Source organism: Coprococcus sp. AM97-35 (assembly GCF_027697525.1).
GTDB classification, from domain to species: Bacteria; Bacillota; Clostridia; order Lachnospirales; family Lachnospiraceae; genus Allocoprococcus; species Allocoprococcus comes.
On sequence record NZ_JAQESL010000001.1, the window covers coordinates 312,419 to 335,008 of the forward strand.

Genomic DNA, 22,590 nt, shown 5'->3' on the forward strand with positions numbered 1-22,590 from the left:
TGGGTGTTTAGAGGGGACGCCAAACTGGCGCATAGCGCGGTTTGGCTGGGGGGTGTTTGTGGAAGGACGGGACTTTTGTTTTGGGGGGACGCCAAATTGGCGCGGAGCGCGATTTGGCTGGGTGTGTTTGTGGAAGGACAGGACTTTTGTTTTGAGGGGACGCGGAATTGGCGCGGGAGCGCGATTCCGCTGGATGTGTTTGTGAGTTTGTGGGTCGAATGATTTACATACAAGCCGGTCAGAGTCTCACAAGCAGAGCTTGTTCGACCGTTGGCGGCGCCAACTAACTAATCAGAAATAGAAGGAGTCCCGGAAAAGCATGCGAGCATGTTTTTCCGGGACTCCTTCTATTTCCGCTTAGCTGACCGGCTTGTTGCCTATCGCTTAGTTATTGATCAGTTTATCTTCACCATTCCAGCTGTAGAGTTTTCTGATTTCTTCTCCTACTACTTCTGATGGATGTTCTGCGGCTTTCTTTCTCATTGCTTTGAAGTGTACCTGACGTCCTGCCGGTGACATGTCGAGAAGGAATTCTTTTGCGAATGTTCCGTCCTGGATGTCTGAGAGGATCTTCTTCATTGCTTTCTTTGTATCTTCTGTGATGATCTTTGGTCCTGTGATGTAATCACCGTATTCTGCTGTGTTGGAGATTGAGTATCTCATTCCGGCGAATCCGCTCTGGTAGATCAGGTCTACGATAAGTTTCATTTCATGGATGCATTCGAAGTATGCGTTTCTTGGATCGTATCCTGCTTCGCAAAGTGTTTCGAAACCTGTCTGCATAAGGGCACATACACCACCACAAAGTACAGCCTGTTCTCCGAAGAGGTCTGTTTCTGTCTCTACTCTGTATGTTGTTTCAAGAAGTCCTGCTCTTGCTCCACCGATTGCAAGACCGTAAGCAAGTGCTCTGTCCCAGGCTTTTCCTGTGTAATCCTGTTCTACTGCGATCAGACATGGTGTTCCTTTTCCTGCCTGGTATTCGCTTCTTACTGTATGTCCCGGTGCTTTTGGAGCGATCATTGTTACATCTACGTATGCCGGAGGTGTGATGCATCCGAAGTGGATGTTGAATCCGTGAGCGAACATCAGCATGTTACCTTCTTCAAGGTTTGGTTCGATGTCTTTCTTATACATATCTGCCTGAAGTTCATCGTTGATAAGGATCATAATGATATCGGCTTTCTTTGCAGCTTCTGCTGCTGTATATACTTCAAAACCCTGAGCTTCTGCTTTTGCCCATGATTTGCTTCCTTCGTAAAGGCCGATAATGACATTGCATCCTGAATCTTTCAGGTTCAGTGCATGTGCATGTCCCTGGCTACCATATCCGATGATAGCGATTGTCTGTCCTTCTAATACTGATAAATTACAGTCTTCCTGATAAAAAATTCTTGCTGCCATTTTTAATTTCCTCCTATGACTTATTGATTCTATAGAGTTAAAGGCTCCATGCCCCTAGCTTTCTTATGTAACTACTGCTGCATCCCTGAAGGTGCTGCTTTCGAGCTCGTCGCTCTTTTCAAAACGTCTCTCTGCTTTAATCAAACATGATCACATCATCGCTTCCGCGCTTCAGTCCGGTAATACCGGTTCTTGCCAGTTCCAGGATCTCATATCCTTCCAGAAGCTCCATAAACGCTTTCAGCTTTGATTCGGTTCCCGTCAGTTCAATCATCAGACAGTCTTTTTCAACATCAACGATCTTCGCACGGAAAATATCTGCCAGTGAAATAAGGTCTGCTCTTTCAGATGCATTTGCACGAACCTTGATCATAACCAGTTCTCTGCATACTGAATTGCTGTCGTTTAACGGCTTCACCTCAATCACATCTTCCATCTTGCGAACCTGCTTCTCGATCTGTGAAAGAATCTGTTCATCTCCACTTGCTACGATCGTGATCCTTGTAAATCTCGGATCTGCAGTTGTACCTGCGGTAATACTTTCAATATTGTACCCCCGTCTGCTGAACAATCCTGCCATACGGCTTAATAGTCCCGGATTGTTATAAACCAAAATTGAATAAGCTTGTTTTCTCATAACATACTCCTTTACTTTACAAAACAGAGTGCGTTCTGTTTTTTTATTGTAGCAATTGCCACTACCTTTGTCAAGTAGCTTTCTAAAATTTTATCACTTTAATTCGATTTTATCAATTACAGGAACCTCTAATTATCGTTTTCACACTGATTTTTCCGGATTTTGTCAAAATATATCCTTTTATCATCTGGACATATAATTCTTCGATTGCCTGCCGGACTAATCGTTTTTTGTCAAACTCGACTGTTGTCAGCTGCGGGCGGCAAATGAGTGCTGTTTCTTCTTTTCCGACCGCTATCACTTCAATTTCCTTCGGCACCTTGATTTCCAGATCATGCAGATAACCGACAGCCTCTGCTCCCTGTACGGCAGATGCAAATACGAGCATATCTGCGGATAAAGCAAGCCCTGCCAGCCGGATTTTATAGAACATTCTCCGCAGATCCCTGTCTTTTGGAATTTCCAGATATTGTTCTTCTTCAAGACAGCAGCCTTTTTTTGAAAATATTTTCTGCATTCCCTGCCATACCGCTTTTCCGTACTCTTCCGTTCCATCCAGAAACCAGATTCTCCGTTCCTCTCTTTTAAACAGAAACCTTGCGACTTCCTCACCGGCTTTTCCGTAAATCCGGTCTGTTCTGTATATCGCAGCCACCGGAACTGCACACATCTGCCGGATTCTTGTACACTCCTCTTCATTGAGCCAGATACAGATAACCCCATCCAGTTTCCATACCGCCGCATATCGTACAAATTCTTCTGCTGTTTTTACAAAATGCAGCAGCATATAGTATTCTCTCTCATCCAGACTCTTCTCGATCTCACGCAGTATTTCTTCTAATTTTTCACTCTCCTGCTCCCATTCCTGCCTTTTTCCAACAACTACAGCAATCATCCCGGAAGATTTTCCAGAAAGGATACGTGCTCCCATGCTTGGGGCATATTCCTGTTCATCCAGGATCTCCTCTATCCTTTTTCTCGTCTTTCTTGATACTTTTTCCGTTCTTCCATGGATCACATTCGATACAGTTGTTGCACTCACTCCGGCTATTTTTGCAATATCTTTGATCCTGATTTTCCCCTCAGCCATTTCTTTCCCCCACTTATTTCTTTTGTTTTTTCTGTTTCTACTATCTTACACTTCTTTTCTTCTTTCTTACTAATTCGCATTTTTTCGACATCACCTGTAACTTTTCGATAAAATATTTTACAGATCATTGCCCGGATATTCACCTTGTGCTATCCTTAATCTGTTAAATAATTTTTCAGATACAGGAGATTGAATCATGGATGGTATTATATTTGACGTAGACGGCACACTCTGGGACTCAACCGAAGCAGTTGCCAGATCCTGGAATCAGGCGATAGAGGAGAATACGGATTTTTCCCTCTCACTTACAGCTGATGGGCTTAAGTCACTTTTCGGAAAAACAATGGATGAGATCACGCTTGCACTCTTTCCTTCCTGCCCAAAAGAAGAACGTGACCGGATCAGTTATCTTTGCTTTAACTATGAAAATCGGCTGCTTGAAACCGATCACGGTGTTCTTTACCCGGATGTTGCGCGGACACTGGAAAGCCTTTCTCAGAAAACCGACCTTTATATCGTCAGCAACTGCCAGTGTGGATATATCGAAGTTTTTCTAAAAACGATGGGACTCGGAAAATATATCAAAGATTTTTTATGCTTTGGTCAGACACAGGTTCCAAAAAATGAATCCATCCGTCTTCTGATGGAGCGCAATCATCTGCAGGATGTGGTTTATGTCGGAGATACTTCAGGTGATTTTGATGCCTGCCAGAAAGCAGACGTTCCTTTTATTTATGCTTCGTATGGATTTGGTGATATTCCGGATTCACCAAGACAGATTGGCGCAATCGGGGAACTTCCTGCTCTTCTTGGACTGTAGATTTTCTCTGTTTATGTTCCTGGTTCAGGATTATATAGCAGTTTTTTCCATCATTCAGCATCTGCAGAATCTGCCACCGGTAGTTTCCTTCCATACACATGACAATATAAAAAGATCAGAGTCTGATAATCACATTTTTTATCATTCTCTGATCTTTTTATATTGAATTCTTTCCAGTGGATTTTTCCTTTTCTTTATTCCACATCCTCTTCATCAAATTCACACACCACATAATACCCCTGCGGTGTCTGCTTTACGTCAATCACCTTTCCCTGTCCTGACTTAAGTCTCTGCCATGAACGATAATTAGCGCTCATTGCCACAGCCGGCTCAATCGTATAATAAAAATACGCAGCTACAACGCCCTCTGTCACATCAACAATCTGTCCGGGTTCAACCAGTCCCGGACGCTCCATTTTAAATTCCATCTGTCTCATTTCCGCCTGATACCTGCCTCTTTTTCTATATTGTATTCGTTTTTTCTTGTAATTGCAAGTATTTACACAGTCTGTTTTGTGACGAAGCTTTGAAGTAGAACGCCGCTGTCAGGTGGTCTTTTTAGCCACCTGATTTAAAACAACTGAAATCACATTATCCTTCGTTCTATTCGGATTTCTTACACTGTTTTTCATGCAGAACTTCCGGAACGATCATATAATGCTCCTCAATCAATTTTGCTGTCTTTTCAACAGGCAATTCTTTTATTCCTTTTAAAAGGATCTCATGATTGTAGCGAAGTACATCAAAGGGGATGATGGATTCAACACCCATTGTATAATATCCGCACAAATTGCTTTCCCGGAGCATTGCCCATATTTTATATAAGGTTTCGCACTTTGCTGCCCGAACAATGCATGAATGAAACTGTTCATCATAACACATAATGTGGTACACATCTTTTTCTTTCGCAGCTTTTTCCATCTGGTCCAGACACTCATCCATTTCCCGTTCGATTTCTTCCGGAAGTTTTCCGGCAATGATCCTGATTGCCAGAACTTCCAGGGTAGAGCGGACAAGATATTTTTCCTGCATTTCTTCATAGGAAATCGTCTTTACTGTACTGCCTTTATGAGACTCATAAACAACAAATCCTTCCTCCCCGATATGACGCAGGGCTTCTCTGACCGGTCCCCGGCTTACATGAAACTTCTCCGCAATATCTTCTTCTACAATTCGTTCCCCCGGTTTGATCTTCCCCCGAATGATGTCTTCTCTTAACACATCAGCGATTTGCTGCCAAAGAGTTTTTCTTTGTATTGATGCCTTCCTGGTATAATCCATTCATTCTTCCTTTCAGATTTTTGCAGTTTTTTTATAAAAAGAACAGGCTGATCCCCACAATTACTGCCAGTGTAATGGCCAGAGCCGGCCAGAGTGCCCAGAATGCCCCCAAAACCATTGCCAGATAATCTCCCTTTTCAAAAACAATGTTCTGGTCACTCATCTGCTTTTTAAATTCCAGGAACTTTTTATCCTGTTCTTCCAACTGTCTTCCTCGTTTGCTGTATCCTCCAAAAAAGCTCATGCTAATTCCTTTCTGATTTTATGAATCCTTTTCTACTCCGAGTGGATTATGACAGGCTACAAAATGTCCAGGTCTCATTTCCACAAGTTCCGGTGTAATATGCTTACAGATTTCTGTACAGTATTTGCATCTTGTATGGAACTTACATCCTTTCGGCGGATGAACCGGACTTGGGATATCTCCTTCAAGCGGGATCATCTCTCTGTTAGAATCTACGTCTGTCGTCGGAATTGCTGATAACAGCGCTTCTGTATATGGATGTGTAGGGTGATCAAACATTTCCTGTGACTTTGCAAGCTCTACGATGTTTCCAAGGTACATAACACCAATTCGGTCACTGATATATTTTACAACACTCAAACCATGTGAAATAAATAAGTATGCAAGATTGTCTTCGCTTCCGAGATCTTTCAGAAGGTTGACGATCTGCGACTGAATGGAAACGTCAAGTGCGGAAACCGCCTCATCGCAGACTACAAATCTTGGTTTCAATGCAAGTGCACGTGCAATACCGATTCTCTGTCTCTGTCCACCGGAGAACTGATGTGGATAACGATGGATCATATATGGTGCAAGTCCACATTTTTCCATGACTTCCATAACATACGCCTGCATTTTTTCATCATTTTTCTTAAAAATGCCATGTGCAAGAAGACCTTCTCCGATGATCTGTCCAACTGTCATACGCGGATTCAGTGATGAGTATGGATCCTGGAAGATCATCTGCATATCTTTACGTAGGAAACGCATTTCTTGTGTTTTCAGTCTCGCAAGATCTACTCCATTATCACGGTATGCTTCGTATTTTGTAAAAGCTTCATCGTTTTTATATTTACTGCGGAGTTCTTCTAACTTCTTCTCCGCTTTTTCAAGTTCCACTTTCTTCTCTGCGATTTCTTTTGTCTTATCGACACCTTCCATCTGGTTTTCTTCATTTAAACCACTGATTACTCTGGCAACTTTGAATTTTTCAAGCAGTAACTGTTCTGCTTCTTTTGTGTCATCTAAGCTATAGAATCCACCAATGATCTGAACAAGATTCAGGAATTCCATATTACATTTCTTCTGGATATTTTCACATTCAGCCTGTTTCTGGAATTTTTCCGCAGAATCTTCCATTTTTTCATATTCCGCTTTTAATGCTTCTGCCTTCGCTTCTAATTCGGCAATTTTCTTTTTACCAGAAGAAATATTTTTGATTGTTTCGTCTACATAAAGCGGTGCCATATCGGTAAGAGTTCTGCCGTAATACATTGTCTTACCTTCTGTCTGTTTGTAGATCTGAAGTAAAGTTCTTCCAAATGTTGATTTTCCACATCCAGATTCTCCAACAAGACCAACTGTTTCTCCTTCGTAAATATTCAAAGTAATTCCGTCATTGGCTCTTACATACTCCTGCTCTTTCTGGAATAACTTTGTTTTCTTAAGTGGAAACCACTGTTTCAGATCCGTGACCTTCAAAAGCACTTTCTTTTCATCATTATTTTGCATGGCGTGCCTCCTTATCCGGGTAGAAACAACGAATCAAGTGATTGTCTTCTGCCAACTCTAATTTTGGTTCTTCATTCATACATTTCTCTGTTGCATATTTACAACGCGGAGCAAATTTACATCCCTTCGGAAGATTGAGCGGATGAGGTACTGCTCCCGGAATTGCCTCAAGTCTTGCTCCGACCGGTGTATCCAGACGTGGAATTGAAGTCATAAGTCCTTCCGTATATGGATGTGAACAGGTTGTCTCTTTTGCAAAAATAGTTCTTGCTTTACACATTTCCACAACCTGACCACAATACATAACTGCCACTTCATCTGCCATCTGGTTGATAACTCCAAGGTCATGTGTAATGAACAGAATAGAGGTCCCTTTTTCCTTTTTCAGTTCATTCATCAGCTTTAAGATCTGTGCCTGAATGGTAACGTCCAAAGCAGTAGTCGGTTCGTCAGCGATCAGAAGACTTGGTTCGCAGGCAAGAGCCATGGCGATCATAACTCTCTGACGCATTCCACCTGACAGCTGATGCGGGAACTGTTTCATAACAGATTCCGGATTCGGGATCTTAACAGCTTTTAACATTTCAAGTGATTTCTCACTTGCTTCTTTTTTTGTGATTTTCTGATGGGTTAAATAAACTTCATTTAACTGTTTTTCGATCGTATATACCGGGTTCAAACTTGTCATCGGTTCCTGGAAAATAACGGAAATCTCATTTCCACGAATCTGGTACATATCATTGATTGTACACTCCGCAAGATTTCTTCCCTTGAAAGTAATTGTACCGCTGTCGATATATCCGTTTCCATCCAAAAGTTTTAAGATACTCATTGCCGATACACTCTTTCCACTTCCGGATTCTCCTACGATACCTAATGTTTTCCCAGGCTCTACTCGATAGGAAACACCGTTGACCGCTTTTACAATTCCTTTTTTTGTCTTAAAAAATGTATGTAGATCATCTACTTCCAATAAATATGCCATCGTTATTCCTACCTTTCATTTGCTTTCGGGTCAACTGCTCTACGAAGTCCGTCACCAAACAAGTTGATACTTACAGTACAAAGTCCTAATACAACTGACGGGAATACCCATCTCCACCAGTACTGTGAGATAACTTCTGAAGAACGACAGTTGTTCAGCATATTTCCCCATGAAGGAATTGGCTCTGCAACACCGAATCCTAAGAATGATAATCCGGATTCTGTCAGCATACAGGTTGCAAATGAGATTGTTGCCTGTACGATAATGATCGTCATTACGTTCGGTACGATATGACGGAAAATAATATTCTTTTCTCTTACACCCAGTGCTTTTGCAGCGACAACGAATTCTTTGTTACGTTCTGCAAGCACCTGTGCACGGACAAGACCTGCGATACCGGTCCATCCGAGGAAACCGAGGATCAACATGATCATGATGATTCTTCCGACATCAGATACTTTATTTCCGATCAAAGCTGAAAGAATCAGTGCCAGCGGGATAAACGGAAGGGATCCGACAACCTCTGCCAGACGCATAAGAAGGATATCCACAGTTCCACCGTAGTATCCGGAAATACCCCCTACTAAGATACCGATCGCAAACTGGATGATAACAGCGATGAATCCGACTGTCATAGTCATCTGTCCACCCTTTAAGATACGGTAGAATACGTTTCTTCCAAGATTATCTGTTCCAAGTAAGTAACCTTTCAGTCCCCATGTCACAACAGAGCCGTCTTCTTTGATAATACAGTTCTGATAATAGCCGGAAGCTAATTTTGCAATATTGGTTGCCTTAGCAGGAACCTTTGCCTGATTATTTTCATTTCCGCCCCAGGCTACTGCGTTTCCATCTTCTGTCACAACAACAAGATGGTTACGTCCACCTGAAATATCCACTGCTTTGCCCTGCACTTCTTCCGGTACGGAGAAAATATGGTCGTGATTGTTTCCCCAGACTTTTACAGTACCATCTTTTAATACAGCTGCTGCTGCTTTATCTGTTAAAGCGATTTTTTCTACTTTTCCCTGAATCTCTTCCGGTACATTATCTAAAGCAGTTTCTTTCTTTGCAAGCGAGATGACTTTTCCATCCTTTGTAAGGGCAATGGCTGTCTGAATATTTGCTTTTACTTCTTTGACTTTTTCGTCCTTTACATTAGCTGTAGAAATATCAACTGCACTTGTATTTCCCCATGAAACAACTTTTCCGTCTTCTGTTACAACAACGGATACCTGATATCCTGCTTCAATGTCGGCAATTTTTTTGCCTTTCAGTTCCGGCGGAATCACATTAAGACCCATTCGGTTGAAGCCCCAGGTGTATAAGTTACCTTTATCGTTGATTGCTAGCACGTGGTCCTGACCAACTGCGATATCAACAACTTTTCCCATATCAGCCGGAATTTTTTTCAGGTTTTTCGTTAATTGTCCCCACTCATAAACGTAACCGTCTTTGTCTACTCCTACACCATATGTCGGACCAAATTCAATCACTTCGGCATTGTCTTTTAAATCTGACGGAACCGAAAGAAATGAAAATCCCGGTGCGATATTTTTCTGTGTTGGATCCTGATAGTTTAAATCCTGGTGAAACCAGATCGGAAGGATGAAGCACATTGCAAAAATTGATACAAATACGATCAATCCTCCCATAGCCAGTTTGTTTTCCAGCAGATTTTTTATAATCGTACGAAAAGGACTTTGCATCTGTTCTTCTTCAAGAACGGAACGCTGTTCTTTTTCTTTCTTCTTTCCAAATAACATTTGTCTTCCTCCTAATCGAGTTTAATTCTTGGATCAACGATACAGTAACATAAGTCTGTGATCAGGTTTGCAGCAAGTCCTAACAAAATGTAAAACATCTGCATGGACAGTGCGACTGTATAGTCATGCTGGTTCAAGGAATCGATCAGAAGTTTTCCGACACCTTTCCATGAGAACAGAGTCTCAATGATAACCGCTCCACCAAAAATACCTACGATAGAGCCTACGATCCAACCTGTGATCGGGATCATCGCGTTACGGAACGCATGTTTGTAAATAACAGTTTTTTCTTTCAGACCTTTGGCACGGGCTGTTCTTACATAATCCATAGATAATGCATCAAGAAGAGCTCCTCTGACATAACGGATCAGACCACCGATACCTGTCAGACATACAATAATAGGAAGTGCCATATGATATAAATAATCTAAGAATGCACGGAAGCCTGTAAAATTTGCACCCGTTGTGACCATTCCACTGATTGGAAAGATCGGAATTTTAATTGCAAACAGGTAGATAAAGATCAGTGCCGAAATAAATGAAGGAATACTGATACCGATCATAGTTGCTACCTGGAGTGATGTATCAAACACCGTGTCTTTTTTTACCGCACATTTGATTCCCAGCGGAATTCCGATTGCGAAAAGGAAAATATAATATACAACGTTCAGGGCGATTGTATTTTTCATCGGAGGTCCGATCAGTTCTTTAACCGGAATACGATATACGGTAGAGTAACCGAAATCTCCCTGTAAGATATTTCCCATCCAGCTTAAATACTGAACCGGAATCGGTTTATCAAGTCCGAGACGTACTCTTGCCTGTTGATAAAGCATCTCATACTGTTCCGGTGAAACACTCTGCTTTTGTCCCTCGACCATAAGTCTGGCAGGGTCACCAGGTACCATTTTGAAAATACCAAACAGTAAGATGGAAAGCAGGAAGAATACTATAATAATATAACCAAGTCTTTTCAATATGTATTTTGCCATAATGTAGTTTTCTCCTTCTGGATGAAATAGTTATTCCTGAATTATTCATGACATGTGATTCCGTCCGAACCATTACCATAATTTTGTTTTCGTATAAAGAAAAGATACGGGAAGACAGAACATTTCCCTTTGTTCTGTCCTCCCTGTTTTGTCATGCATATCAAAAGTTAATAGAATTGATCTATTCTGATGAATCCTTTATGCTTATTCTTCAAAGTATGCATCTAATACCATTGCTCCCCATCCCACATGAGCTCTAGGAACGAAATTCTTAAGCTTCGGATTGAAGAACATATAAGAAACTCCTGATCCCATTGGAAGACTTGGAAGTTTTTTGTTGTATGCCAGCTGGAATTCTCCATATAATTTTCTGAATCCGTCAATGTCTTCAGAATCAACTTTCTGCATCTCTTTACCGATTGCTTTTAATTCCGGATCGGAAATGTAGTTAACATTCCAGCTTCCCATTAAACTCGGATCGTCATCGAAACAGTTCCAGTAGAAGAGAATTTCCGGAATTCCGATACTACTGTAGAAAATGTTATATTCTGGTTCATCGATACCCTGGCGATTCAAATGGTTGATCATAAGTGCAAAGTCCATAGATGTGTATTTGTATTCCATACCGATCTTTTCTGCTTCCGGTGGGATTACTGTGTTGTAAAGTTTTGAGTAGTCATCTTCGCAGCATGCTACTTCAACTTTTAATTTCATCAATTCACCATCTACTTCTTTATAACGGTATTTGTCTGTACCTTCTTTGTACTCTTCACCTTTTTCGTTCAGTGTCCAACCACCATCGATGAGTTCCTGTTTTGCTTTATCAAGGTCATATGAGTAATGAATCAGTTCAGATTCAATATCATCTTTGATTGCTGCAAAATCTGTTGTAGCATCTGTTGCATAACAGTCTACCACTGTACCGTATCCGCCTGTTAACTGTTTGTTGATTTCATCACGGTCTACGATATAAGCGATTGCACGTCTTACTTCTTCAAACTGTGTCGGTCCAAAGTCACACATATAACGCATCTCGTTGATACGTGTTCCCGGTACAAGACCATAGTTTGCATCTAATTTTCCTTCTTCTACTTTTGTTAAAGCAGCTTCGATCTTTTCTCCTGTACCTGCTGAGTAGAAATCAATTGTTCCTTTTTCAAATTCGTCACGGATTGTTTCATCTGCAACCGGTTTGGAAATAATTGTCTGGATATGTGGTTTTGTTCCATCATATGTTCCAAGGTATTCTTCGTTGATTTCAAGTTCAACAGTTTCAGTTGTAAGGTCAACACTCTTTAATTTGTAAGGTCCGCATACAACCGGTGCTTTGTAACGGAATCCTTTATCCGGATCCAGCAAGGTTTCTCTGATGAGATCTTCTGTAAATCCGTCTGTAAGGTATGCTCCGTTTCCATCATCTTTCACGTCGCATCCAGGAGCGATTGCTGCAAGCGGTTCCGGTCCATAGGCAACATTTGCCATCTCATAGTAGTTCGGAAGCTGATCTGCACTGATTGTCATAGAAAATTCGTAATCCCCAAGAAGGTTAACACCTGCAAATTCTTTTGTTGTTCCCTGTACATGATCGTTGTATCCAACTAAAGCCCATCCGTATGTTGCATCACCTTCACAGGCTGCAAATTCCGGAGAAGAATGAAGCAGAAGACTGAATACATAATCTTTTGCTGTGATCGGAGAACCGTCACTCCATTTCAGGTTATCATTGATTTCAAAACGGTATGTCTTGCTTCCGTCATCGTTTTCGATTACTTCGTGATCTTTAACAACAACCGGGTCCCAATCAAGAACATAATCACGATTGTAATCAGCGAGGGCGTAACCACTCATCAGTCCGATAAATCCAGAGTTCGTTGCACTATTTGTCCATCCGCCGTACATATCCGGTGATAAGGTACCTGGTGAAATTGCAACTACAACCTGTCCTCCTACAGGTGCATCTTCCGGCGGTGCACTCTGCATATCTTCGGTTACCTCAACTCCAACCTGTTTGCTTTCACCATCATCCTGATTATTCTGGTTCTTGCTGGAAGCCCCTCCACCGCCACAGGCTGTGACCGAGAGTACCATGATACCAGCCAGCATGAGGGCTATCATTCTCTTTTTCATTTTGCATTCCTCCATAAATGTAAACTTTGTGTTAAGACAATTATAACATTTTGCCAATTAAACATCTATTATCGTTTTCGTTTTTGTGCATTTTTGTGAAATACGACGTATTTTTATTGTATACAAAAAAACAATTCTTTCATGGACGGATTTTACTACATATATTGGCGATATCTGTTTTTCATTCACACACATTCAAATTGTTAACAGTCTACAATTTGTGCATTTTTAACAAATTGTTAAATGTTGACATTTGACTAAAAACAAAAAGTAGAACGCTTATTCTGCTTTTTTTCATCAATCTTTTTGTTATCGCGATAAGAGTACGACGGTTTCAACGTGCTCCGTAAACGCAAACATTTCCACCGGCTGTATCTTTTTTACCTGATATCCTTTTTTTGTCAGATACTTCAGATCTCTTGCCAGTGTCTCCGGATTGCAGGAAATGTACACTATCTTCTCCGGTCCCATCTTCACTGCAGATGCCATAAATTTTTCATCACTTCCGGCTCTCGGCGGATCCATAAACAGCACATCCATACTATTTCCCTCTGCTGCCATCGTCTCCATAAACTCCCCGGCATCTCCCTGGAAAAATCTCACATTCCGGATCTGATTCTCTTTTGCATTTAATATTGCATCCTTCACGGCATCCTTATTAAGTTCCACACCGACTACTTCTTTTGCATGTCCCGATGCGATCAGACCGATCGTTCCGATTCCGCAATAGGCATCGATCACGCTTTCTTTCCCTGTCAGATGTGCAAATTCAATCGCTTTCTGATAAAGGATCTCCGTCTGCACCGGATTTACTTGATAGAAGGACTTTGGTGAAATCCGGAAAGTGCACCCGCAGAGTTCATCCCGGATAAATCCTTTCCCATATAACACTTTTTCTCTCTCCCCAAGGATCATACTGGTCTTTCTGTCGTTGATATTAAGGACAACCGTTGTAATCTCCGGATGCTCTTTTCTGAGTGCTTTTACGAAATTATTAGACGATGGAAGGATTGGTGATCCAAGCACCAGAACCACCATAATCTCTCCGCTTTTAAACCCTCTTCTGATCAGCACATGACGGAACAGGCCATATCCTGTATCTTCATCGTAGGTTTTGATCTTAAAAGATTTTAAAAGTCCCCGGATCGTCCGGATGATCTCCTGACTCTTTTTGTCTTCGATTAGACAGTTTTCAACAGGAACGACCCGGTGTGTCTTCGCTTCATAGGTTCCGGATACGATATTTCCCTTTCGGTCCCTGTCGAATACGGCGTGTACTTTATTTCTGTAATAATACGGATTCTCCATTCCGATGATCGGTTCTACTTTTCCGTATTTTGACAACAGAGCGTTCACCATTTTCTGCTTCTTTTTCAGCTGCTCCTTATATGGCACTCCCTGATACTGGCATCCTCCGCATTTTTTTGCCACTTTACAGGCTTCCGGTTCTGTCTGTTTTTTCTTTTCTTCCATTTTTTACCCTCTCTTCTTTTTTCATTCTTTTCTCAAAAGAGATCCGGCATATTATCCAGATACAACTCTTCTCTGACCTGGAGATGGTAATATGCTTTTTTTGTATCTGATGTATTCATTCTTATTATAATCCTTTTAATCATTCAGATCCGTCTGGAATCTTGATAAATGTTCATACGGCAGGATCAGTCTCCCCCTGTATAATCCGCATCCGTCATTGATGAGACTATTATTTGCCGCAGCAAACATATTAACTTCCAGATCCTTCAGTTCCAACCCCAGAAGCCGCATTCCTCTTTCGTATGCCTCATCAAAATAAATGCATTCTCCTTCCGGAATAGCTTCTCTTCTTGCCCTGACTCTTTCCTGTTCCTTCTCGTAGGCCTGGTGATTTGCCGCTCCAATCTCCGCTATATCATCCATCTTCTTTGTCCGCAGTTGTACTTCCATGTAACTTCTCGAACAGTTATCATAAAACGTGATGTGGAGTGATTGATAGCTGCCTCCGCTTCCATTGGAAATATAATCCCGATAATAAGGTTTCACCGCCTCATCCATAAAAGGAGATGTACTTTCAAGCACCCCTTTTGCAGGTTCTGCCGTAAATCCTCTTTCCTCCAGAAACCCCGGAAGAACATTCGCGATCCTGTATAAATACTTGATTTCCTCTTCTTCTCGCAGTTTGTCATCCCTGATATGGCATTTTGGAAGAGAAATTACCAGACGGTATGCGATAATATCCCGAAAGCAGCTCAGTTTTTCCCTTAGGTCAGGCACCGGCGGATAGGTATGATGTTTTTCATAATAATCATAAATATATTCTACAATATACCCGTTGAATTTTTCCTCTGCGCGGATCAGGGACTTGATCCTTCCTTTAAAAGTAAAAGCAAGCAGAGGATATTCCTGTACCATGTATTTATAAAAATCCCTGATTTTCTGCGACTGTGCAGTAAGGAAATCATTGTGTTCAAGCAGTTCCCTGAACTGGATCAGGAAATTGGAATGGATGAGATCTATTTCATTGTGATTCTTCTTTGCTTCTTTCTTCAGATCCACTGTATAATTTCTTAAAATCCGAAAAATCGTATCACCTGAATATAAATAGTCATTTAATGTGATCATACGTTCCACCCTTTCTATTTGATTTTCTTATACAGTATAGCAGAATCTGGCTGGATTGGATACCGTTTTGTTAAATAGAAGCAGGGATTGATCTGCTGCATATAATCCAGCAAGGTCAATCCCTGATTTATCATATTTCTAAAATAAAAGCTGAAGCCCCATAGCAATGATCCACATATACGCACATGTCTTCAGAATCATCAGTAATCTACTTTTGGTTTTGTTTTACTGAATAGTGTTACCGGAGTGTAGCATCCAAAGGAGATAATGATAGCGGCAATCAAATCAAAAATCAAATATCCGACATCAAATGCTCCTTTCGGATCTGCTTACGAAGAACATGCTGCCATCAAGGATACTGCAGCAGAGGTAAGAGCGCTTCGCAAAAACGGAATTCATGTATCCGCCGTCTTTATGGGAAACGATGGCGAAGTGACAAATGCTAAACAGATTTACGGAAAAGAATTTACCAGGATCCGCCAGATTGATCAGCTTTCAAAAGCAGCTGGACGTCTGATTCAAAAAGAGACCCGGGAGTTATATAGTTAGTTACTTGTGGTTTTCCAGCTCCAGAACAACCACTTCACAGCTCCGTAAATTCAATGAATCCTTTTCACAATCTACCGTTCCATCTATACGGTTCGATAACCATACTTTTTCGATTTCGCTCTTCAGTTTGATTGTTGCAGCATCCTTTCCGAAATTAGCAGCCACAAGAATGCACTTGGATTCATCTTTACGGTAAAATGCCATGACTCCGTCCACATTTTCATATTCCGGAAGAAATTCTCCATAGGTAAATACTTCTTTCAGTTCATCCGATTTACGCAGTGCAACCAGTTTGCGATAATAATTCAAAACTGAATCTGGATCCTGTTCCTGAGCTTCCACATTCACGTCTTTAAATAAAGGATTTACCTTTAACCATGGAGTTCCTTTTGTAAAACCGCCATTTTCCCCGCTCGTCCATTGCATTGGTGTTCTTGCATTGTCACGGCTCATACGGCTGCATACTTCCAAGGCTTCCTGATCCGATAATCCCGCTTCACGGGCAGTATGATACTGGTCTTTTGTACTGATATCATCAAATTCCTCCATGCTGTTCCATTTGGCATTTCTCATACCGATTTCCTGCCCCTGGTAAATGAAAGGAATTCCTCTGAGGAGAAGGCTTATGGTACCAAGCATCTTGATTCCATCCGGTGTCTGAGCATAAGATGGCAAAAATCTGGATGCCCCTCTTGGCTCATCGTGATTTTCAATGATATTCGCCTTAAAGCCATACTTCTGTGTTTCTAATTGTGCCTGAATGATCGCAGCTCTCCATTTCGCAAATTCCAGCTTCGGAGCATCATACCATCCATGTTCTCCATCAGTGAGCGTATGGGCGCTAAAATCAAATATCGTTGAAAAATGACCGGTTTCTCCAATAAATTCCGGTAATTCATCCGGTTTCATGTTAAATACTTCTCCGACTGTAAAGGCATCATACTTTTCAAAAGTTGATTTTTTCAGATCTTCCAACAGCTCTCCTACTCCGTCTACACTTTCAACCATCTTCCAGCAGCTTGCCAGACCATCTTTCCCATCCGGTGCAAAATCAGGAAAGTTCAGATCCTTCTTAATGTTTATGATCGCATCGATTCGAAAACCGGAGAGACCTTTTTCCAGCCACCAGTTGATCATTTTGTACAGTTCCTGCCGTAACTTCGGATTTTCCCAATTCAGATCCGGCTGTTCCTTTGCAAACATGTGAAAATAATATTTGTCCGTTCCCGGTACCTTTTCCCAACAGCTTCCTCCAAAATAGGAACGGTAATTGCTCGGTGGATTGCCGTTTTTTCCCTTGCGGAAATAAAAATAATCCGCAAACGCTCCATCTGGATCAGCAAGTGCTTTCTGAAACCACTCATGTTTATCGGAGCAATGATTAATAACCAGATCCATAATAATATGCATGTCTCGTTTTTTTGCTTCTGCCAGCAGTTCATCAAATTCTTCCATTGTTCCGAATTCTTCTGCAATTGCATAGTAATCCGCAATATCATATCCCTGGTCTACAAATGGTGATTTATAAATAGGTGATAACCAAATAATATCGATTCCTAATTTTTTCAGATAATCCAGTTTAGAAATAATTCCTCTCAGATCTCCGATTCCGTCTCCATTTGTATCCATAAAACTCTTTGGGTAAATCTGATACGCTACTTTGTCATGCCACCACTTTTTTTCCATTATTATCAACCTCTTTCATCTATAATCTTAGTATTTGTTCGCCATTGCGTTATTGCTCTAGCTGTATTATACTGCTATTATAAGATCTTATTCTTGACAAATCTTGCATTATTTTTTCATTGTATAACACAATACTGCTATTATAGAGAGGGCAAAAAATGAAAACGCCACATTCACTTATACCGGAGCAAAAAGAAAATATCAAACATGGAGAAGTTTATTTTCCAATCCAGAAGTATATTACACAGCTGACAAAAGAAGCACCTGTCATAACAATGCACTGGCACGAGGAAGCAGAGCTTACCCTTATAACAAAAGGTTCCTGTGTCTACCAGATCGATTTAATTGAATATGAAGCAAGTACCGGGGATATCCTGTTTATTCCTCCCCTGCTGCTGCATTCCATTATCCTGAAAAGCAGTCAGGACTTCTGTTCGGAAACCTATGTATTCCATATGAATCTTTTGGGAGGAAATACTGCAGACATCTGTTCTACCCGCTACCTTACGCCCATGGTAAACCACGAATTATCTTTACCCTGTCTCATTACCGCGGATCATCCTGCATATGATTCTCTTTGCAAGTCTTTTGCACAGCTTGCCTCCCTTTACGATACCCGGATGTTTGGATATGAACTCGCCATAAAATCTTATCTGCTGCAGACACTTTTTCTTCTGCTCCAGTACAGCAGCACAAGCTTCTCCACGGAATCAGACTCTTCCGACAAATTAAAAATTGTACTTGATCATATTGATCTGCATTATGCAGAAGCTCTGTCGGTTTCTGAACTTGCAAAGCTATGTTATTTCAGCGAGTATCATTTTATGCGTTTTTTCAAAAAACACATGAATATGACCTGCATTCAGTATATTAACAATATCAGACTGGAAAAAGCGGTAGAGTTATTTGAACACGGTAACACCTCCATATTAGAGGTATCTTTATCTGTTGGCTTTCATAATCTTTCTTATTTTTACAGAGCATTCAAAGCAAAATACCATATGACACCACTGGCTTTTATAAAAAGATTAGAACTGGATTCTGTATAAACTCATTCCCTGAGCGATTTTATATTTTCTTTAAATCCTGTTATTTTTTACGATAAATCCGAATCATCAAAGGCGTTTCTACCAAAAGCATGGCAATCCAGCCTGCCAGATAGGAATATGGCAACGCTTCAATTCCAAAGTTCCACAACAAAATCATAGGTGCTGCTGCAATGACTCGGACTGCCATATTGGTAAAACTGCTCATCAGTGTCACCTTCAAGTCTCCGATTCCACGGAAGAATCCTTGAATTGCATTCGTAACGGCCGGAAGAATATACATCACAGCAATCAGATGCAGATAAATGACACCATGTCCTATTACTTCCTCATCTTTTACGAAAAGTGCCATTAGTTCTCCGGCAAATACCTGGCAGATCACCATAACAGCTGCTCCATAAACAATTTCCAGAATCATTCCACAACGAAATCCCTCCCGCATACGGTCATTTTTTCCGGCTCCCTTATTCTGCGCCATAAGTGCCGTCATGGCATGGGCAATATTCTGTTCCGGTGTAATTGCAAAGTCATCAATCCGATTGACCACCGCAAAAGCTGCAGCCACGGAAACTCCCATAGTATTAACCAGCGCCTGGATCGCAATTTTTCCCATTTGCACGGTGGCCTGCTGCATGGCGGATGCCCATCCGTAAGCAATTGTTTTCTTCAGCAAACGTGAATCGAATACCAGCCATTTCTTACCCAGACGAAGAATCGGTACTTTTTTCTGTATATAAATAATACAGAACAGGCAGCACAGTGCCTCACTAAGCACTGTTGAAATGGCGCATCCATTGCTTCCTGCCTTTAGTACAATGACAAAAAACAGATCTCCGAATATATTCAGGACTGCACTGATAATTAAGAAATACAAAGGCGATGCACTGTCTCCCAAAGCTCTTAAGGTACTGGAAAAAAAGTTATACAAAAAGGTGAACATTAATCCCAGAAAAATAATCCGTAAATACTGCCGCGTCATCTCCATAATCGATGCATCTACCTGCAGCAGATGCAGGATCGGTACAGCAAATACCACGCAAAATAAAGTCAGAAAAAATGAAAAAACTACTCCCGACAACATGGTTGTACTGATCTGCCTGTGCAAAGTCTTATAATCCTTTGCCCCATACTGAATTCCCATGAGGATACTTGCCCCCATACATAATCCATTTAAAAACAGTATCATAAGCGTACTGATCGGATTACAGATACCAACTGCCGCCAGCGCTTCTTTCCCCACAAAATGCCCTACGATGATGCTGTCCACCGCATTATAAGTCAGCTGAAACAGATTTCCCAAAACAAGCGGCACAGTGAAATTCACAAGAATCGGCATGATTTTCCCGGTTGTCAGATCTTTTGTCATCTCATTCCTCTCCTTCGGTAAAATTTAAAATTAATTCTCTTCCGTTTTCTTTCTTTTCCTTTCAGAAACCCTTGGCACTGACTGAAGAGTAATAGATGGAATTTTTAAACCCATTATTCCCTTCAGAATCCAGGTAAATGATAACATGACCAGAACCGGAATGGCACAGGTTGTCACAAGCAGTACTGCCACGCCCTCTATAATTCTGTTTAATCCATCCTCAAAAGCAGAGAGTTTTTCTGTAGCGACTTCACCTACCGCATCAATCGCATCATCAACCTTATCCTTCGCATTATTAAGAAATTCACTGAGAGAAAACTTTTTATCTTTCGTTTCTTGTGCTTCATCCTTCTTGTCTGCGTTTGCAGAGGTATCTCCCTCATCTGATAATTCTTCCGTATCTTCCAGTGTAAAATCAGCTTCATAGGACTTTGCATAGGTTTCATTTACCATATTCGTCACCCATGCACTGGTAGGAACCAGTCCCCACAAAAGAACACCCAGAATGATACTCTTGATTCCGATTCTGTAAATAAATTCTTTCCATCCGTTTTTCAAAAAGTTGCCTGCTGCCAGAAGCACGCATCCGATAGGAAATAAGATTTTAAATGCAATATACCCGGTGATAGTCAGTAAATATTTTTCAACAATGATCACTGCATAAACGATCACCATATAGCCTGCGACATCTGCCAGCTTATTCGCGATCGGAGTTGCGGCTTCTCCCGGTATTGCTGCAGCACCTGTTGCAAGAGCGGTTGCTGTTCCGGAAAGCCCAAGTGCTTTTTTCTGCAATCCATTCAGTATTTTGATAACCCAACGGTACGATTCGACAGAAGTTGCCCATTTGGAAACAACAAAAAATGATATAAGAGCAATCCCAATGCAGATCAGCATCATGATCAGACGATTTCGCATCGGTTGCTTATAGTTTCTAACTGTGATTTCATGGCTGTCTGCCATCATAGGTTCTTTCATACTTATTTTCCTTTCATGCTATCTATTCTCGGATAAAGAAAGGATCGGATACACGCTCCCGATCCTTTCCACCTTTTCAGTTTTCTATTTGTCCAAAACCGCAACCTGAATTGTCTTTACTGCTTCCTCCATACATTTGATGTCCTCGGCACGCAACTTAATATCCAGACACTTTACAGTATCTTCCACACTGGAAGCTTTTCGCATTCCAACCAGAAGACTCATTCGGTCATACTGAGATAGTGCCCAGGCTTCTACCAGCGTTGCAAAACTGCAATGATATTCCTCACAAAGCGGTTTCCAGATTTCAAAAGCCTTGCGAAGTCCTTCTTTTTTCTCCGGATCTGTCCAAGGTATTCTGGATCGGATATCGGTTTTTGCAAATTCACGGTCCATAAAGGCAGGAGAAGTTAAAAATCCTTCCTCCAACACACCATAGGTCTGAAATACCGTGTTATACTTTTTACACAGATCAAAATATTCTCTGCCATGGAAAGGAGAGAGAATACTGAAAAATTCCTGTACAACAGATACGTTTCCGCCGGCTTCCTGATATGCAGCCAAATCTGCGGGTTGACTGTTAGAAAGTCCATAGGTACGGATCTTTCCTTCACGAACCAGATTTTCCAAAGCTCCAACCGTTTCCTCCACCGGAAAGCTGCCACAGACATAATGTACGATAACAGAATCCAGATAATCGGTTCCCATTCTTCGCAGAGAGTCTTCCACGTCCTTTTTCACTGCTGATGCGCGGGTGTCATTGTTAACGGTATAACCGTCTCGTTCATAATGAAAATTACCGCCCTCATTTCTCCAATTCAGAGAGCATTTGGTCTGCAAAACAAAATCATTTCTTCTGCCTTTCAGTGCCTTACCAAGCAGTTCCTCACTTACTCCTGTACCATATACCGGTGCGGTATCGATGTAATTCACGCCATGTTCATGACAAATATCAAGCAGGCGCTTCGCGTCCTCAACTGTAGAATCTCCGTCTGTCCAGACACTTCCGCCGCCAAGCCCCCAAGTACCTAATGCAACCACAGAAACATCGATGTCCGTGTTGCCAAGCTTTTGAAATTTCATTTTAATTCCTCCGTTTTTCGTTATTCTTTCCTGCTTTTTATGCAGTATCCTAACCGTACAGCGTTCCCCTCACAAGGCTGTCTATATTTAAAAAGACAATTTTATCACATCTGTGCGTTACTTACTCTACCTATTAGTATATACCACGCTCCGGAATAAGTAAAATAAAATCACTTTACCATTTCAAAAGCCACATGAATTCATCAAACCGGAATCGATTAATAACCCCAACTGATTATTTCCCAATTCTTTTTATCTTTTGTTTTCACTAAATGCCACTGCCAGTTGGTATATGTAGCATTAGGATTGAACCCACCATCTCCACCTTTTTCGTCTGTATCAAAGGTTAATAATACTACAATAAGTTCTTGATTATTTTCTTTCCAATCCATTACTTCTTAGTTATAAAATGTGAACGCATGCGTTCACTATTCCAACTGCTGTTCA

The 22,590-nt window shown here is 41.2% G+C and carries 22 protein-coding genes; 3 read left to right on the forward strand and 19 right to left on the reverse strand.

Annotation, left to right across the window (positions count from 1 at the left end; all coding sequences use genetic code 11):
- Positions 1 to 384 precede the first annotated feature (384 nt).
- The 4 genes from ilvC to PG840_RS01515 all read right to left on the reverse strand — a co-directional run bounded on the left by ilvC (position 385) and on the right by PG840_RS01515 (position 3,274).
- Positions 385 to 1,404, reverse strand: coding sequence for a ketol-acid reductoisomerase (gene ilvC / locus PG840_RS01500; RefSeq protein WP_008369340.1), 1,020 nt, complete (start codon positions 1,402 to 1,404; stop codon positions 385 to 387).
- Between the two features lie 136 nt (positions 1,405 to 1,540).
- The gene (gene ilvN / locus PG840_RS01505) at positions 1,541 to 2,041 is read right to left on the reverse strand and encodes an acetolactate synthase small subunit (RefSeq protein ID WP_117556485.1); all 501 of its coding nucleotides are present in this window, start codon (positions 2,039 to 2,041) and stop codon (positions 1,541 to 1,543) included.
- Positions 2,042 to 2,153: 112 nt separating this feature from the next.
- Entirely contained in the window at positions 2,154 to 3,131 is a 978-nt protein-coding gene (locus PG840_RS01510) for a LacI family DNA-binding transcriptional regulator (RefSeq protein ID WP_270613294.1), read from the reverse strand.
- A complete protein-coding gene (locus PG840_RS01515; protein WP_147326318.1) occupies positions 3,089 to 3,274 on the reverse strand; it encodes a hypothetical protein in 186 nt (61 codons plus the stop codon). The genes PG840_RS01510 and PG840_RS01515 overlap by 43 nt, the downstream gene beginning before the upstream one ends.
- Before the next feature lie 53 nt (positions 3,275 to 3,327).
- On the opposite strand from PG840_RS01515, the gene PG840_RS01520 reads away from it, so the two are divergent.
- Positions 3,328 to 3,951: an HAD family hydrolase gene (locus tag PG840_RS01520; protein ID WP_270613295.1), complete on the forward strand. Its 624-nt coding sequence runs from the start codon at positions 3,328 to 3,330 to the stop codon at positions 3,949 to 3,951.
- 194 nt (positions 3,952 to 4,145) lie between these two features.
- Here the strand turns inward: PG840_RS01520 and PG840_RS01525 are convergent, their stop codons facing one another.
- The 10 genes from PG840_RS01525 to PG840_RS01575 form a co-directional block, all read right to left on the reverse strand.
- On the reverse strand, positions 4,146 to 4,388 hold the full coding sequence (locus PG840_RS01525) for a hypothetical protein (RefSeq protein WP_008369354.1): 243 nt from the start codon (positions 4,386 to 4,388) through the stop codon (positions 4,146 to 4,148).
- Between the two features lie 166 nt (positions 4,389 to 4,554).
- Positions 4,555 to 5,232, reverse strand: a complete 678-nt coding sequence (locus PG840_RS01530) for a GntR family transcriptional regulator (RefSeq protein WP_117556479.1) — start codon at positions 5,230 to 5,232, stop codon at positions 4,555 to 4,557.
- 31 nt (positions 5,233 to 5,263) lie between these two features.
- Positions 5,264 to 5,476, reverse strand: a complete 213-nt coding sequence (locus tag PG840_RS01535) for a hypothetical protein (RefSeq protein ID WP_008369357.1) — start codon at positions 5,474 to 5,476, stop codon at positions 5,264 to 5,266.
- 18 nt (positions 5,477 to 5,494) lie between these two features.
- Complete coding sequence (locus PG840_RS16795; protein ID WP_330674076.1) at positions 5,495 to 6,967, reverse strand: ABC transporter ATP-binding protein; 1,473 nt, start codon at positions 6,965 to 6,967, stop codon at positions 5,495 to 5,497.
- On the reverse strand, positions 6,957 to 7,952 hold the full coding sequence (locus PG840_RS01550; RefSeq protein ID WP_008369363.1) for an ABC transporter ATP-binding protein: 996 nt from the start codon (positions 7,950 to 7,952) through the stop codon (positions 6,957 to 6,959). Before PG840_RS01550 ends, PG840_RS16795 begins: the two co-directional genes overlap by 11 nt.
- Positions 7,953 to 7,960: 8 nt before the next feature.
- Positions 7,961 to 9,718 carry an ABC transporter permease subunit gene (locus tag PG840_RS01555; RefSeq protein WP_117556473.1) on the reverse strand — a complete coding sequence of 586 codons (1,758 nt, stop codon included), beginning with the start codon at positions 9,716 to 9,718 and terminating at the stop codon, positions 7,961 to 7,963.
- An 11-nt stretch (positions 9,719 to 9,729) separates the two neighbouring features.
- A complete protein-coding gene (locus tag PG840_RS01560) occupies positions 9,730 to 10,710 on the reverse strand; it encodes an ABC transporter permease (protein ID WP_008369366.1) in 981 nt (326 codons plus the stop codon).
- A 204-nt stretch (positions 10,711 to 10,914) separates the two neighbouring features.
- Positions 10,915 to 12,837 (reverse strand): ABC transporter substrate-binding protein, encoded by a 1,923-nt coding sequence (locus PG840_RS01565; RefSeq protein WP_243002769.1) that lies wholly within the window; start codon positions 12,835 to 12,837, stop codon positions 10,915 to 10,917.
- 309 nt (positions 12,838 to 13,146) lie between these two features.
- Positions 13,147 to 14,310 (reverse strand): 23S rRNA (uracil(1939)-C(5))-methyltransferase RlmD, encoded by a 1,164-nt coding sequence (gene rlmD, locus PG840_RS01570; RefSeq protein ID WP_270613296.1) that lies wholly within the window; start codon positions 14,308 to 14,310, stop codon positions 13,147 to 13,149.
- A 135-nt stretch (positions 14,311 to 14,445) separates the two neighbouring features.
- Entirely contained in the window at positions 14,446 to 15,435 is a 990-nt protein-coding gene (locus PG840_RS01575; RefSeq protein ID WP_055155816.1) for a guanosine polyphosphate pyrophosphohydrolase, read from the reverse strand.
- 267 nt (positions 15,436 to 15,702) lie between these two features.
- On the opposite strand from PG840_RS01575, the gene PG840_RS01580 reads away from it, so the two are divergent.
- A complete protein-coding gene (locus tag PG840_RS01580; protein ID WP_270205941.1) occupies positions 15,703 to 15,984 on the forward strand; it encodes a hypothetical protein in 282 nt (93 codons plus the stop codon).
- Here PG840_RS01580 and PG840_RS01585 read toward each other — a convergent pair whose 3' ends face one another.
- On the reverse strand, positions 15,985 to 17,670 hold the full coding sequence (locus PG840_RS01585) for an alpha-glucosidase (RefSeq protein WP_270613297.1): 1,686 nt from the start codon (positions 17,668 to 17,670) through the stop codon (positions 15,985 to 15,987).
- Between the two features lie 158 nt (positions 17,671 to 17,828).
- Between PG840_RS01585 and PG840_RS01590 the strand changes: the two genes are divergently transcribed.
- Complete coding sequence (locus PG840_RS01590; protein WP_270613298.1) at positions 17,829 to 18,719, forward strand: AraC family transcriptional regulator; 891 nt, start codon at positions 17,829 to 17,831, stop codon at positions 18,717 to 18,719.
- A 40-nt stretch (positions 18,720 to 18,759) separates the two neighbouring features.
- Here PG840_RS01590 and PG840_RS01595 read toward each other — a convergent pair whose 3' ends face one another.
- The 4 genes from PG840_RS01595 to PG840_RS01610 all read right to left on the reverse strand — a co-directional run bounded on the left by PG840_RS01595 (position 18,760) and on the right by PG840_RS01610 (position 22,535).
- A complete protein-coding gene (locus tag PG840_RS01595) occupies positions 18,760 to 20,082 on the reverse strand; it encodes an MATE family efflux transporter (RefSeq protein ID WP_270613299.1) in 1,323 nt (440 codons plus the stop codon).
- A 30-nt stretch (positions 20,083 to 20,112) separates the two neighbouring features.
- Positions 20,113 to 21,060, reverse strand: coding sequence for a hypothetical protein (locus tag PG840_RS01600; protein WP_270613300.1), 948 nt, complete (start codon positions 21,058 to 21,060; stop codon positions 20,113 to 20,115).
- Positions 21,061 to 21,144: 84 nt separating this feature from the next.
- A complete protein-coding gene (locus PG840_RS01605) occupies positions 21,145 to 22,143 on the reverse strand; it encodes an aldo/keto reductase (RefSeq protein WP_270613302.1) in 999 nt (332 codons plus the stop codon).
- A gap of 218 nt (positions 22,144 to 22,361) precedes the next feature.
- The gene (locus PG840_RS01610; RefSeq protein WP_008369404.1) at positions 22,362 to 22,535 is read right to left on the reverse strand and encodes a hypothetical protein; all 174 of its coding nucleotides are present in this window, start codon (positions 22,533 to 22,535) and stop codon (positions 22,362 to 22,364) included.
- Positions 22,536 to 22,590 lie beyond the last annotated feature (55 nt).